Genomic DNA, 11,456 nt, shown 5'->3' on the forward strand with positions numbered 1-11,456 from the left:
GCCCCTGCCCCTGCCCCTGCCCCTGTCCGTGTCCCTGTCCCTGTCCGTGTCCCTGTCCTTGAACCGGTCCGGACCCCTGGGCCCTGGCCACGGGGGTGCCGCCGGTACGACGCTCCGCGCGCTCCTCGATGTACCCCTCGGCGAGCCGCCCCGTCGGCCGCTCCGTCCGCGCCCGCTGCGCCGGAGGCCTGCTGTCGCCCAGCCCGTGCGCCTCCCGGGCCGCGATCTCCTTGAGCCGCATCGACAGCTGGAGCGTGCTGGGCCGCTCCTCGGGGTCCTTGGCCAGGCAGGCCCGCACGAGCGGCGCCAGCGCGTCCGGGACTCCCAGGAGGTGCGGCTCCTCGTGCACCACGCGGTACAGCATGACCTCGGAACTGCCGTGCCCGAAGGGCGAGTCGGCGGTGGCCGCGTACGCGAGGGTGGCGCCGAGCGAGAAGACGTCCGTGGCGGGGGTGACGGCGGCGCCGCGCACCTGCTCCGGCGCCAGGAACCCGGGGGAGCCGACGGCGGTCCCCACATGGGTGAGGGTGCTCGCGCCGGTCGCCCAGGCGATGCCGAAGTCGATGATGCGCGGACCCTTGGGCGACAGCAGGATGTTGGAGGGCTTGAGGTCGCGGTGGACGACCCCGGCCTCGTGCACGGCGACCAGTCCCTCGGAGAGCGCGGCACCGATGGCGGCGATCTGCGCGGCCGTCAGCGGGCCCTCCTCGGCCACCTTGTCGTGCAGGGAGGGGCCGGGCACGTACTGGGTGGCGAACCAGGGGCGCTCCGCCTCCAGGTCCGCGGCGACCAGGCGCGCGGTGCACCCGCCGCGGATGCGCCGGGCGGCGGACACCTCGCGCGCGAAGCGCGAGCGGAACTCCTGGTCCTCGGCGAGATCGGGGCGGATCACCTTGAGCGCGACGCGCTGTCCGCGCCGGTCGGATCCCAGATAGACGACGCCCATGCCGCCGGCGCCGAGGCGCCGGTGCAGCCTGAACGAGCCGACGACACGCGGGTCCTCGCGCCGGAGCCGCATCATCGCCATGTCCACCCCGCTGACCGGTCGTCCTGTTGACGTGGCACAGCTTACGGACCATCCGGCATGCGCGCTCAGAGGCCGCGCCCTCGCCGGGAGATTCGATTGTCAGTACGGGGCAGTCCACTTGGGGGATTCCGGGACCACCGGTCGGACGTATGTGCGGGAACGGGCGCCGGGTCCAAACGGCTTCCGGTCCAGGGGAGTTGGCGTGCCGGACGGGGTGTCCGGGAGGTGCGGCCCGGCTTGCGCTCCGGTCCGGACCGGTTGATCTTGGGACTGCCTGGTCGTCGACCGTGCGTGTGCGGACGGTGACGGAAGTGAGCGAAGTCACCACGCTCCGGTCATCCCCTCCGGGAAGACCCTCAGAGCCGGTGGCCGGTCTCCACCCAGGGGAGTACGCGCGAGGTGTACTCGTCATCCTCCCGGAGGCCCGGCAATGGGTACGAAGGCATGAGGCCACGGGCCTTTCCCGCGCCTAGTGTTGAAGACAAGCGGCGGGTGGAGCACTCGTCCCCCGAGGTCACAAACCCGCCGCTGCCAAACGACAGGGAGAGGACCATGGCGGACATCGCACGGCAGGGACGCAAGGCATTCGCGTTCAACAGCCATGAGTCCGGCCACCGCCATCCGTTGGTGGCGGCGGCGATGGTCCTTCCCCTGGCCGCCCTCCTGCTCTTCCTCTTCGGAGGCTTCGACCAGGTGGTGGCACAGGCGTCGTCCGTAAGCGTGATGCTGGGGCGCTGAGCGGCGCCCCGGGCCCAGGAGAGCGGCCTGGGCCGGGGCGATCACCGGCCGCACCCCGTGGGGACGGGGGCGCGGCCGACGGACGGCAGGTGAAGGGTGCTGCCCGTACGACTGGGGAGTCGGACGGGCAGCACCCTTTTTCATGCCTCCGCACGGCCCGTACCCTCGTCCCGAGGAGTACCCGAACGGGGTGCGCGGGCGCGGGGGAGTGGTCGTTGGAACGGTCGGGGCCGGAGGGCGCCGTCTGGCGCCTCGTGCGGCATGGACAGGCCCTGGGCGCGGTCACCGTGGAGTCGCACGACTTCCCGTGGCTGTACGGCCGCTTCGAGCCGGAGCCCGACTTCGAACAGGTCCGGCCGTGGTTCGAGGCCGTCCAGACCCTGATGGCCGAGGAGATCGACGACGAAGGCTTCGGCGAGAGCTTCGACTCCGCGTACGCCCCGATCGCCGAGGAGCTGACCTTCGTCACCCCCGCCGGGCTGCCGGCCTCGGACTTCCTGCTGCACATCGACGGCGGCGAGGCGTGGTTCCGCTGGAGCGACTGAGCGCCGCCGCGCTCGCGGCGTACGCGGGCGGGGCGCGGTACGAGGTCCTCGCGGACCGGGACGACGGCACGGTCGTCCGCTGCGGGGACACCGTGGCCAAGGCCCACGCGCGGGGCAGCGACCCCGGCGCCCTGGCCGTGCGGATCGGGATCGCCGGGAACCCCGCGCTGGCCGGGGTCCTGCTGCCGCCGCTGCGGACCGGCCTCGGCCGGGTCGCGGACCGGGCCGTCTCCCTGTGGCCCTACGGTGCTCCGGTCGCCCCGGACCGCCCCGAGGAGGCGCCCTGGGAGGCGGCCGCCGAGCTCCTGGCGGGCCTCCACCGGACCCCGCTGCACGGGCTCCCGGCCCCGCTCCCCCCGATGCGCGGCCCCGCCAAACTCGCCCGCGCCCTCCACCGCCTCGCCGCGGCGCACCCGCCCGCGCATCCGGGACGTGCGGACTGCGCGCCCACGGATTGCGCACCTGCGGGCCGCACGTCCTCGGACCGCGCGCCCTGGGAGCACGCGCCCTGGGATCACGCGCCCGAGGATCGTGCGCCTACGGATTGCGCGCCTGCGGGCCACGCGCCCTCGGATCACGTGCCCTCGGATCACGTGCCCTCGGACCATGTGCCCTGGGATCACGCGCCCGAGGATCGCGCACCTGCGGGCCGGGGGCCCGCGGGCCCCGCGCCCGGCTCGGCCTCGGCGTCCGGCCGCGCCTTCGTCCCCGCCCCGCCGCCCACCCCCGCCGGGCGGCGCGACGCCGACGCCTGCGCGATGGCGCGGCTCGTGCGGTCCGCCGCGGCGACGCTCCCCGCGTGGGCCCGGGGCGAAGCGCCCCAGCCGCCCGGCGGGGTGCTGTGCCACGGGGACCTGCACCTGGGCCAGCTGGTCCGGGGCCCGGCCGGGCGGTGGCGGCTGATCGACGTGGACGACCTCGGGCTCGGCACGCCCTCCTGGGACCTGGCCCGCCCCGCGGCCTGGTACGCCGCCGGGTTGCTCGACACGGAGACCTGGCTGCGCTTCCTCGACGCCTACCGGGCCGCGGGCGGGCCCGCCGCAGGTGCGCCCGGAACCGACCCCTGGCCGGAACTCGACCTCGCCGCCCGCGCGCTCACCGTGCAGACGGCCGCGCTGGCCCTGGCCAAAGCGGCCCGCGAGGACCGGCGACTCGACGACGTGGAGCGGCTGATGGTGGATGCCTGTGCCCGAATTGCCTCCCTCCCGCCCGACTTGGAGCCGTCGGCTCCGTCGTAGGGTGAGCCCCACGCCACCGGGTAGGCATCCGGTGTCGACGCAGACGGCGAGGAGTTGATCCGGTCATGCAGTGTCCGAAGTGTCACGCGATGATGCACACGTACAACCGCAACGGTGTCCAGATAGAGCAGTGCAGCGGTTGCCGCGGCATCTTCCTCGACTACGGCGAGCTGGAGGCGCTGACCCGCCTGGAGTCCCAGTACACAGCCCAGTACGGCCAGGTCCCGCCGCCGGCCGCGCCCCCGGCCCCCGCTCCGTACCCGCAGCAGCACGCCGCCCCCGCGCCTGCCTGGGGCGCCCCGCAGCACGGCGGCTACGGCCACGGCCACCACGGCCACCGCAAGGGCGGCTTCGGCCGGATGCTCTTCTCCTCCTGACGCCGGGCGGCGGGGGTCCGGCACCGCCCGGACCCCGGCACGGGCGGCATACGAGGATCCGCACACGCGAAAGCCCCGGCCGTCGAGACGGCCGGGGCTTCCGGAATCGAGTGCGCGATACTGGGATTGAACCAGTGACCTCTTCCGTGTCAGGGAAGCGCTCTCCCGCTGAGCTAATCGCGCGGGGATCCTTGCGGACCAGTGGACGATACTGGGATTGAACCAGTGACCTCTTCCGTGTCAGGGAAGCGCTCTCCCGCTGAGCTAATCGTCCTTGGAGGTGGAGACGGGATTTGAACCCGTGTAGACGGCTTTGCAGGCCGTTGCCTCGCCTCTCGGCCACTCCACCATGGAGCAAGCAGGGGGTCCTCGGGAAGATGATCCCCCACCTCAGAGCGGACGACGAGACTCGAACTCGCGACATCCACCTTGGCAAGGTGGTGCTCTACCAACTGAGCTACGTCCGCAGGTCACCGTGTTCGCTCCGGGGTTTTTCCCCTTCGCTCCCTGGCGACGTGTTGAACTCTAGCGGATTCCCGGGCCAGCTCAAAAACGCGTTTCCGCAGCGTGCTGCCGCTCGATCACCGCCGGTCACCCGGCGGACGCCTCACCGGCGCCCGCGCGTCACCGGTCATAGACTCGCAGCCGTGCACGACCTGCCTCCCCTCGCCCGCTTCGGCGGCCTTCTCGCGACCGATCTCCGAGATGTCACCAGTGATCCCGCCGCCCTCGACTCCACCGGGTTCTGGGCGGTGGCCGCCGACTTCGAAGGTCGGCTCGTCTGCGCGCGCTTCGGGGACATACGTCCCGATCCGGTGCCCGCACCCGTCCCCGGCGCCTGGCGCGGCCCCGAGGCCGACCAGTGGACCTCCTCGCTGGACCGCGACGCGTACGTCGCCGGCGTGCGCCGCATCCGCGAGCACATCGAGGCGGGCGAGGTCTACCAGGCCAACCTCTGCCGCGTGATGTCCGCGCCGCTCCCCGATCCGGCGGGAGTCGATGTCGACGCCCTGACCGCACTGCTCGCGCGCGGCAACCCGGCCCCCTATGCAGGAACGATTCGGCTCCCGGCCCACGGGGTCGAGATCGCCACCGCGTCCCCCGAGCTCTTCCTGCGCCGCAAGGGCCGGCACGTCGAGTCCGGCCCCATCAAGGGCACCGGCCGCACCGCCGCCGACCTGCTGCCCAAGGACCACGCCGAGAACGTGATGATCGTGGACCTCGTGCGCAACGACCTCGGCCGGGTCTGCGCCACCGGCTCCGTCACCGTCCCCGAACTGTGCGCGCTCGAGGAGCACCCCGGACTCGTCCACCTCGTCTCCACCGTCGCGGGCGAACTCGCCGACGGTGCAGGCTGGCCCCAGCTGTTCGCCGCGACCTTCCCGCCGGGCTCCGTCACCGGCGCCCCCAAATCCTCCGCCCTGCGCATCATCGAGGCCCTGGAGACCGCCCCCCGCGGCCCCTACTGCGGAGGCATCGGCTGGGTCGACGCCGACCAGGGCACCGCCGAGCTCGCGGTCGGCATCCGGACCTTCTGGATCGACCGCGAGACCCCCGGCGGCCCCCGGCTCCTCTTCGGCACCGGCGCCGGCATCACCTGGGGCTCCGACCCCGACCGCGAGTGGGCCGAGACCGAGCTGAAGGCCGCCCGCCTGCTGCGGGTAGCGTCAGGAGCCGTCGAAGCGACCGCGAACCAGGCGGGCGCGCACGAAAGCGGGAGGACCGTACGGTGAGGATCTGGCTCGACGGAGCACTGCGGGACGCCGACGACGCGAAGGTGTCCGTGTTCGATCACGGCCTCACCGTCGGCGACGGGGTCTTCGAGACGCTCAAGGCGGAGCACGGCAAGCCCTTCGCGCTCACCCGCCACCTGGAGCGGCTGACCCGCTCCGCCCGCGGGCTCGGCCTGCCGGACCCGGACCTGGACGAGGTCCGCCGCGCCTGCGCGGCCGTACTGGAGGCCCACCCGGTCCCGCTCGGCCGGCTGCGCATCACCTACACCGGAGGCGTCTCCCCGCTCGGCTCGGACCGCGGCGACTCCGGCCCGACGCTGATCGTCGCTCTCGCCGAGTCCGCCCCCCGCCCGGCCACCACGGCCGTGGTCACCGTGCCGTGGGTGCGCAACGAGCGCTCGGCCGTGACCGGGCTGAAGACCACTTCGTACGCCGAGAACGTCGTCGCGCTCGCCGCCGCCCACCGGGCCGGCGCCTCCGAGGCCCTCTTCGCGAACACCGTCGGCCGGCTCTGCGAGGGCACCGGCTCCAACGTGTTCGTCGTCCTCGACGGACAGCTGCACACCCCGCCCGTCGCCTCCGGCTGCCTCGCCGGCATCACCCGCGCCCTCGTCGTCGAGTGGGCCGGGGCCAAGGAGACCGACCTGCCCTTCGAGGCGCTGGAGCAGGCCGAGGAGGTCTTCCTGACCTCCTCGCTGCGTGACGTCCAGGCCGTCGTACGGATCGACGGGCGCGAGCTGGGCACCGCCCCCGGCCCCGTCACGGCCGAGGCCATGCGGATCTTCGACGCCCGCTCCGCCGAGGACGGCGACCCCCTGGCCTGATCCGGGACGGGGCGGGGCGAACCCGCTGTCATTCGGGCCGCGGGGCGGGTAGAACTCGAGTGATGACCACCACCCTGCGGCCGAGCGGGCCGCTTCAGCAGAGCACCGGCGGGGCGCGATCGCGCCCGTACGAGATCCGGGTCAACAGCAGACGCGTCGGATCCCTGCTGCTGGCCTGCGACACCCCCTTCGGGCCGACGGTCGCGGAGATCCGGGACCTCGTGGTCGAGGAGCCGGACCGTCGGCGCGGCCGCGGCACCGTCGCCGCGCTCGCCGCCGAGGAGATCCTGCGCGGCTGGGGCTGCCGGCGGATCCGCGTCTCGGTCCCGGCCGGCTCGGCGGGCGGCCTGCGCATGGCCGGCTCCCTCGGGTACGCCGAATACAGCCGCAACATGGACAAGCGGCTCCCGGCCGAGCCGCCGGCCCTCAGGGACGGGGTCACCGGCCGGCCGATGACGGAAGCCGAGTTCACGACCTGGCTCGCCGCCGCGAAGGAGGGCTACGCGCGGAACTGGATCGACCGCGGCATGTCCGAGGAGGCCGCGCGCGCGAAGTCGGTGGCCGACCACGCCTCCCTGCTGCCCCGGGGCCTGGCCACCGAGGGCGTCAGCTTCGGCGTGCTGGAGGCGGCCGGCGCGCCGGTCGGCACGGTGTGGGTCGCCCCGAGCGGGGAGGACGCGTACGTCTTCGACGTCGCGGTGGCCGAGGAGCACCGCGGCCGCGGCCACGGCCGGGACCTGATGCTCCTCGCGGAACGCACGGCCCTCGCCGCCGGCCACGGGGTGCTCGGGCTGCACGTCTTCACCGACAACACCCCGGCCTTGCGGCTCTACGAGTCCCTCGGCTACCTGCCCACGAACTTCAACTACGCCAAGGACCTGATCTAGGACCCGTCCGAGGCCAGCAGGCGGTCGGCGATCTCCTCGATGCGCTCGCGCAGGCCCTCCTGGCTCTTGCCGCCGTCGAGGCGCTGCCCGTCGATCACGTACGTCGGGGTGCCGGTCACGCCGATCGCCTTGCCCTCGGCCTGGTCGGCGTCCACGATCAGGATGTGCCGGCCGTCGATCAGAGCGGTGTCGAACTCCTCGGCGTCCAGGCCGAGTTCACGCGCCACCTCGAGGAGTACGGACTCGCCGTCCTTGCCGAGCTCCGCGGTGCGGGCGAGCACGGCCTCCACGTACGGCCAGCCCTGCCCCTGCTCGGCGGCCTCCTCGGCGGCCTGGGCGGCGGCGAAGGCGTGCTTGTGCTTCTCCAGCGGGAAGTGGCGCAGCCGGATGTCCAGCCGGTCGCCGTAGCGGGCCCGCAGGGCGCGTACGTCGTCCAGTGCGCTGTGGCAGTCCGGGCACTGGAGTTCGCACCAGACGTCGAGGATCACGGAATCGGTCATACGGACAGTCTCCCAGCACCTACTGGCTCGCACGGACCGGGACCTGGGGAGGAGCCGCGACCCGGAGATCTCCCGGAGATCCGTCCGGAGCGGGCTGCGGCCATGGCCGCAGCGGTGGTCGGCGGTGCAGGATGGATGGGGACAGAACGCCCGGCCCGCCGGCCGGGTCCGACCGACCGGATCGCCACTGGAGGCCCCGCATGCTCGCCGAGACCATTTGCTCCGCGGTGTCCGCGGCGGGCCTGGGCATCGCCGCACTGACCGCCTACCGCAAGCGCTTCCTGGCCGCCACGCGGATCGCGGCGTACGCGTTGGTACCGGTCGGCCTGGTGATGACGGGTGTCGTGCAGTGGCTGTCCGGGATCGTCTTCAAGCCGACGGTCTGGGTCGGCTTCGGGGTCCTGGGACTGGCCTGGCTGCTCTTCATGACCACCCGCGCGATAGAGCGGCGCGGGCTCGGATCGGGGGAGAAGCCCCCGAAGGAGCCGAAGGCCGCCAAGGGGCGCCCGGCCCGGGACGCCGTGGCTCCCGCGGCCTCCGCGCCCTCCCTGGGCGCAGGTGCCCGTCAGAAGCCGGACCGGGCGGCCGCCCCGGGCGAGGACTTCTCCGACATCGAGGCGATCCTCAAGAAGCACGGCATATGACATCGGCCCGGTCCGCGGGGGGATTCGGGCCGGGAACCACCTGATCTGACGGCATCCGACGGCCTCGCCCGCGCGGTTTGGCGTGTTGAGCACCGGACGCGGTTGCGCTGGGCCATCATCGCCCCGACATGCTCGACACATCGCAGGGTGAGCCGGCCGTTCCCCCGCCGGCCACCGCCCCCGCCGAGGAGCCGAGAGGCTGCCTCTTCGCGCTCTCCCAGCCGCCCCTGATGATCTTCCTAGGCGTGATCGGCGGTCTGCTGCTGCTCGCCGCCGTGCACGACCTCTTCCTGCTCTGAGCCCTGTTCCGTGCCCAGCTCCGATTTGCGCCGGGCCCGGTACGCCGCCACGTGCAGCCGGTTCCCGCAGGTCCGGCTGTCGCAGTAGCGCCGGGAGCGGTTGCGGGAGAGGTCCACGAAGGCCCGCCGGCAGTCCGGGGCCTCGCAGCGCCGCAGTCGTTCCTGCTCGCCCGAGACCACGATGAACGCCAGCGCCATGCCGCCGTCGGCCGCCAGGTGGTCGCCCACCGAGGCGCCCGGCGCGAAGTAGTGCACGTGCCAGTCGTAGCCGTCGTGGTTGGTCAGCTGCGGGGTGGTGCCGGCCGTCCTGACCAGCTCGTTGATCAGTACGGCGGCCGCGCGCGAGCTCGGCGCCGCGAAGATCTGGGCGAACTTCCCGCGCACCGCCCGCACGCCCGCGAGGTCGCGGGCGCTGAGCTCGCCGACGTCGCTGATCGCGTAGTCGTGGACGAAGGCGCGCAGCGCGTTCACGTCCGCGAGCCCGTCGGACTGGGTCGGCTCGGCCGACGTGTTCACCAGCGCGACGACGACGTCGAGCGCGCGACGGGTGTCGTGGGGGATCTGCACGGGGTCTCCCTCAAGGGCCGGGCCTGCGGTGACGGTCTGCTGCCGCCGCTGGGGGCCGACTCTAGCGGGTCCCTCCCAAGCGCACCGGCGCCGTCCGCGCGGGTGGCTCCCGCGTGAACAGCGCCGGCACTTCCGTATGTGGTTGTCCGCCGTACACCGTCGCCCCGAGTCGGACGGTGTCGAGCGGCCCCCGGCCGCGGCCGGGAGAGGGTTCCCTCTGTAGGCCTGGCTCAGGATTCGGCCAGGATGTGGGAGAGCTCCTTGTCGAGGTCGAAGTGCCGGTGTTCGGTTCCTGGTGGAACCGCGGCGTCCGTCCGCTTGAGGAACGACTCGAGTGCTCGGGCGGGTGCTTCGAGCAGTGCTTCTCCCTCCGGTGAGCTCAGGGCGATGCAGACGACTCCCTGACCGTGACTGCGTGACGGCCAGACGCGGACGTCGCCGGTACCGGTGGGCCGGTGAAGGCCCTCCGCGAGGAGGTCGCGGGCGAATACCCATTCGACCGTCTCCTCGGCGCCGGTGTGGAAGGTGGCGTGCACGGCGTAGGGATCGGCCGTGTCATACCGCAGGCCCGCGGGAACAGGCAGTGAGGACTCGCTCGACACAACGAGGCGCAGGTGCAGCTCGCAGCTGACCGTGGTGTTCATAAGCGCCAGGGCCTTTCGCTCAGTGTGCGCTCGGGGATTCGCACGTCGGCGAAATCGACATGCCACCTACGGTGCCGTTGTAAACCCCTCTGACCGTTTTGCGGACCTCTGGGTCCCTCGGACGGCGGATCCAAACGCCCATTCACGTGTGCTTCGCGCTCCGGTAGATTCGACCCCATGAACACGGGGAGTGACCGCGAGACCGACGAGTCCGCAGCCGAGTCCGCAGCCGAGTCCGCAGCCGAGTCCGCAGCCGAGTCCGCAGCCGGATCCGCCACGGCGGGCGCCGCCGGGGACGCCACCACGGAAGAGGCGCCGCACGTCTCCAAGGCGCCGGCCTTCATCAAGGCCCGCCGGGGTCTGCACCTGAGCTGGCAGGTCGGCGTCTTCGTCGTCGGCCTGGCCGTCATCGGCGCCGGCATCGCCATGCTGGTCCTGCCCGGCCCGGGCTGGGTCGCGATCTTCGCGGGCCTGGCGATCTGGGCCACCGAGTTCGCCTGGGCCCACCTCGTCCTGCGGTGGACCAAGCGCAAGGTCAGCGAGGCCGCGCAGAAGGCGCTGGACCCGAAGGTCCGCCGCCGCAACATCATCCTGACCAGCGTCGGGCTCGTCATCGCGGGCGCCCTGATCGGCTTCTACCTGTGGAAGTACGGGCTCGTCCTGCCCTGGAACCTCAAGGACCAGTGAGCGTGCCCGCCCATGGCGGAGAGCACCGCTGACATGCGGTAATGTTTGCGGTGCGTCCGGGCGATTAGCTCAGTGGGAGAGCACTTCGTTCACACCGAAGGGGTCACTGGTTCGAACCCAGTATCGCCCACCCGGACCAGAGGCCCGGAGACTTCACAGTCTCCGGGCCTCCGGCGTTTCCCCGGTCTTCGAAGTCCCGGTCCTCCCGGCCCCGAGCGGGGGCCCGGGCCGGCCCACGCGGGGCCGGCCCACCCGGCCGGCTACTTCAGCCGGCCGATCGCGTCCCGCAGCCGCCGGGCGTCGCGCAGGCGCTTCTCGTACGTCGCCCCCGCCGCCAGCAGCAGCACCCCGGCCAGAGCCGGCGGCAGCCAGCGCGGCAGCGCGTCGACCACCTGGACCACGTACGGGGTCAGCTCGTGCAGGGCCACCGCCGTCAGCGCCGCCCCGCCCAGCAGCAGCGGGGCCTGCAGCCGGTGCCGGGCCCCGGCCAGGGTCACCGCGAGCGCGGCCAGGCCCAGCAGCAGCGGCCGCAGCCAGTGCGGGTCGCCCCACACCGCGACGGTGCTCGGCAGCAGGGTCGCCGCCAGACCGGGGCCGTACGCCGTCCAGGACGGGGCCTCGGCGTCCCGGCGCCGCCGCAGGAAGCCCACCGCCAGCGCCGCCGCCGTCACCGGCAGGGTGTACGCCTCCGGGACCGTGACGTCCGAGGCCGCGAGCCGCACCCAGGTCGCCGCCAGGAACAGCGC

The 11,456-nt window shown here is 73.1% G+C and carries 15 protein-coding genes and 5 tRNA genes; 11 read left to right on the forward strand and 9 right to left on the reverse strand.

The window, feature by feature from the left end; translation table 11 throughout:
- Nucleotides 1–1,027, reverse strand: a 1,027-nt coding sequence (locus ACWGDE_RS29510; protein ID WP_453392084.1) for a serine/threonine-protein kinase, incomplete at its 3' end; no start/stop codon positions are given.
- 552 nt (nt 1,028–1,579) lie between these two features.
- Here ACWGDE_RS29510 and ACWGDE_RS29515 point away from each other — a divergent pair.
- The 4 genes from ACWGDE_RS29515 (at nt 1,580) to ACWGDE_RS29530 (ending at nt 3,925) form a co-directional block, all read left to right on the forward strand.
- Nucleotides 1,580–1,765 (forward strand): hypothetical protein, encoded by a 186-nt coding sequence (locus ACWGDE_RS29515; protein WP_453392085.1) that lies wholly within the window; start codon nt 1,580–1,582, stop codon nt 1,763–1,765.
- Between the two features lie 215 nt (nt 1,766–1,980).
- Nucleotides 1,981–2,310 (forward strand): hypothetical protein, encoded by a 330-nt coding sequence (locus tag ACWGDE_RS29520; protein WP_453392086.1) that lies wholly within the window; start codon nt 1,981–1,983, stop codon nt 2,308–2,310.
- Nucleotides 2,311–2,669: 359 nt separating this feature from the next.
- Nucleotides 2,670–3,548 (forward strand): aminoglycoside phosphotransferase family protein, encoded by an 879-nt coding sequence (locus ACWGDE_RS29525; RefSeq protein ID WP_453392097.1) that lies wholly within the window; start codon nt 2,670–2,672, stop codon nt 3,546–3,548.
- A gap of 65 nt (nt 3,549–3,613) precedes the next feature.
- Entirely contained in the window at nt 3,614–3,925 is a 312-nt protein-coding gene (locus ACWGDE_RS29530; RefSeq protein WP_453392087.1) for a TFIIB-type zinc ribbon-containing protein, read from the forward strand.
- A 111-nt stretch (nt 3,926–4,036) separates the two neighbouring features.
- On the opposite strand, the gene ACWGDE_RS29535 is transcribed toward ACWGDE_RS29530, so the two are convergent.
- From ACWGDE_RS29535 to ACWGDE_RS29550, 4 genes are all read right to left on the reverse strand, one after another.
- A tRNA-Val gene (locus ACWGDE_RS29535) sits at nt 4,037–4,108 on the reverse strand.
- 19 nt (nt 4,109–4,127) lie between these two features.
- Nucleotides 4,128–4,199: transfer RNA gene (locus ACWGDE_RS29540), tRNA-Val, on the reverse strand.
- A gap of 1 nt (nt 4,200) precedes the next feature.
- A tRNA-Cys gene (locus ACWGDE_RS29545) sits at nt 4,201–4,274 on the reverse strand.
- A 45-nt stretch (nt 4,275–4,319) separates the two neighbouring features.
- A tRNA-Gly gene (locus tag ACWGDE_RS29550) sits at nt 4,320–4,392 on the reverse strand.
- Nucleotides 4,393–4,572: 180 nt separating this feature from the next.
- On the opposite strand from ACWGDE_RS29550, the gene ACWGDE_RS29555 reads away from it, so the two are divergent.
- From ACWGDE_RS29555 to ACWGDE_RS29565, 3 genes are all read left to right on the forward strand, one after another.
- Nucleotides 4,573–5,658: a chorismate-binding protein gene (locus ACWGDE_RS29555; protein WP_453392088.1), complete on the forward strand. Its 1,086-nt coding sequence runs from the start codon at nt 4,573–4,575 to the stop codon at nt 5,656–5,658.
- Entirely contained in the window at nt 5,655–6,482 is an 828-nt protein-coding gene (locus ACWGDE_RS29560; protein WP_453392089.1) for an aminotransferase class IV, read from the forward strand. The genes ACWGDE_RS29555 and ACWGDE_RS29560 overlap by 4 nt, the downstream gene beginning before the upstream one ends.
- Nucleotides 6,483–6,544: 62 nt before the next feature.
- On the forward strand, nt 6,545–7,369 hold the full coding sequence (locus ACWGDE_RS29565) for a GNAT family N-acetyltransferase (RefSeq protein WP_453392090.1): 825 nt from the start codon (nt 6,545–6,547) through the stop codon (nt 7,367–7,369).
- Here ACWGDE_RS29565 and ACWGDE_RS29570 read toward each other — a convergent pair.
- A complete protein-coding gene (locus ACWGDE_RS29570) occupies nt 7,366–7,869 on the reverse strand; it encodes a DsbA family protein (protein ID WP_453392091.1) in 504 nt (167 codons plus the stop codon). The two genes, ACWGDE_RS29565 and ACWGDE_RS29570, sit on opposite strands and share 4 nt — an antisense overlap.
- 200 nt (nt 7,870–8,069) lie before the next feature.
- Here ACWGDE_RS29570 and ACWGDE_RS29575 point away from each other — a divergent pair, with 200 nt between their 5' ends.
- Entirely contained in the window at nt 8,070–8,513 is a 444-nt protein-coding gene (locus tag ACWGDE_RS29575) for a hypothetical protein (protein WP_453392092.1), read from the forward strand.
- A gap of 128 nt (nt 8,514–8,641) precedes the next feature.
- On the forward strand, nt 8,642–8,812 hold the full coding sequence (locus tag ACWGDE_RS29580) for a hypothetical protein (protein ID WP_453392093.1): 171 nt from the start codon (nt 8,642–8,644) through the stop codon (nt 8,810–8,812).
- Here the strand turns inward: ACWGDE_RS29580 and ACWGDE_RS29585 are convergent.
- A complete protein-coding gene (locus ACWGDE_RS29585) occupies nt 8,753–9,379 on the reverse strand; it encodes a CGNR zinc finger domain-containing protein (protein WP_453392094.1) in 627 nt (208 codons plus the stop codon). The two genes, ACWGDE_RS29580 and ACWGDE_RS29585, sit on opposite strands and share 60 nt — an antisense overlap.
- Before the next feature lie 230 nt (nt 9,380–9,609).
- Nucleotides 9,610–10,023 carry an SsgA family sporulation/cell division regulator gene (locus ACWGDE_RS29590; protein ID WP_030011909.1) on the reverse strand — a complete coding sequence of 138 codons (414 nt, stop codon included), beginning with the start codon at nt 10,021–10,023 and terminating at the stop codon, nt 9,610–9,612.
- Between the two features lie 177 nt (nt 10,024–10,200).
- On the opposite strand from ACWGDE_RS29590, the gene ACWGDE_RS29595 reads away from it, so the two are divergent.
- Both ACWGDE_RS29595 and ACWGDE_RS29600 read left to right on the forward strand, forming a co-directional pair.
- Complete coding sequence (locus ACWGDE_RS29595; protein WP_453392095.1) at nt 10,201–10,710, forward strand: TIGR02611 family protein; 510 nt, start codon at nt 10,201–10,203, stop codon at nt 10,708–10,710.
- Between the two features lie 58 nt (nt 10,711–10,768).
- Nucleotides 10,769–10,840, forward strand: a tRNA-Val gene (locus tag ACWGDE_RS29600).
- 130 nt (nt 10,841–10,970) lie between these two features.
- On the opposite strand, the gene ACWGDE_RS29605 is transcribed toward ACWGDE_RS29600, so the two are convergent.
- Nucleotides 10,971–11,456, reverse strand: a 486-nt coding sequence (locus ACWGDE_RS29605) for an SCO7613 C-terminal domain-containing membrane protein (RefSeq protein WP_453392096.1), incomplete at its 5' end; no start/stop codon positions are given.

This window comes from Streptomyces sp. NPDC054956, assembly GCF_053609185.1.

What these genes read in the sequence shown, in the direction of transcription:
- ACWGDE_RS29515 (WP_453392085.1), top strand. Translation starts at nt 1,580, where the DNA reads ATGGCGGACATCGCACGGCAGGGACGCAAGGCATTCGCGTTCAACAGC.
- ACWGDE_RS29525 (WP_453392097.1), top strand. Translation starts at nt 2,670, where the DNA reads ATGCGCGGCCCCGCCAAACTCGCCCGCGCCCTCCACCGCCTCGCCGCG.
- ACWGDE_RS29530 (WP_453392087.1), top strand. Translation starts at nt 3,614, where the DNA reads ATGCAGTGTCCGAAGTGTCACGCGATGATGCACACGTACAACCGCAAC.
- ACWGDE_RS29565 (WP_453392090.1), top strand. Translation starts at nt 6,545, where the DNA reads ATGACCACCACCCTGCGGCCGAGCGGGCCGCTTCAGCAGAGCACCGGC.
- ACWGDE_RS29570 (WP_453392091.1), bottom strand. Translation starts at nt 7,869, where the DNA reads ATGACCGATTCCGTGATCCTCGACGTCTGGTGCGAACTCCAGTGCCCG.
- ACWGDE_RS29575 (WP_453392092.1), top strand. Translation starts at nt 8,070, where the DNA reads ATGCTCGCCGAGACCATTTGCTCCGCGGTGTCCGCGGCGGGCCTGGGC.
- ACWGDE_RS29580 (WP_453392093.1), top strand. Translation starts at nt 8,642, where the DNA reads ATGCTCGACACATCGCAGGGTGAGCCGGCCGTTCCCCCGCCGGCCACC.
- ACWGDE_RS29590 (WP_030011909.1), bottom strand. Translation starts at nt 10,023, where the DNA reads ATGAACACCACGGTCAGCTGCGAGCTGCACCTGCGCCTCGTTGTGTCG.
- ACWGDE_RS29595 (WP_453392095.1), top strand. Translation starts at nt 10,201, where the DNA reads ATGAACACGGGGAGTGACCGCGAGACCGACGAGTCCGCAGCCGAGTCC.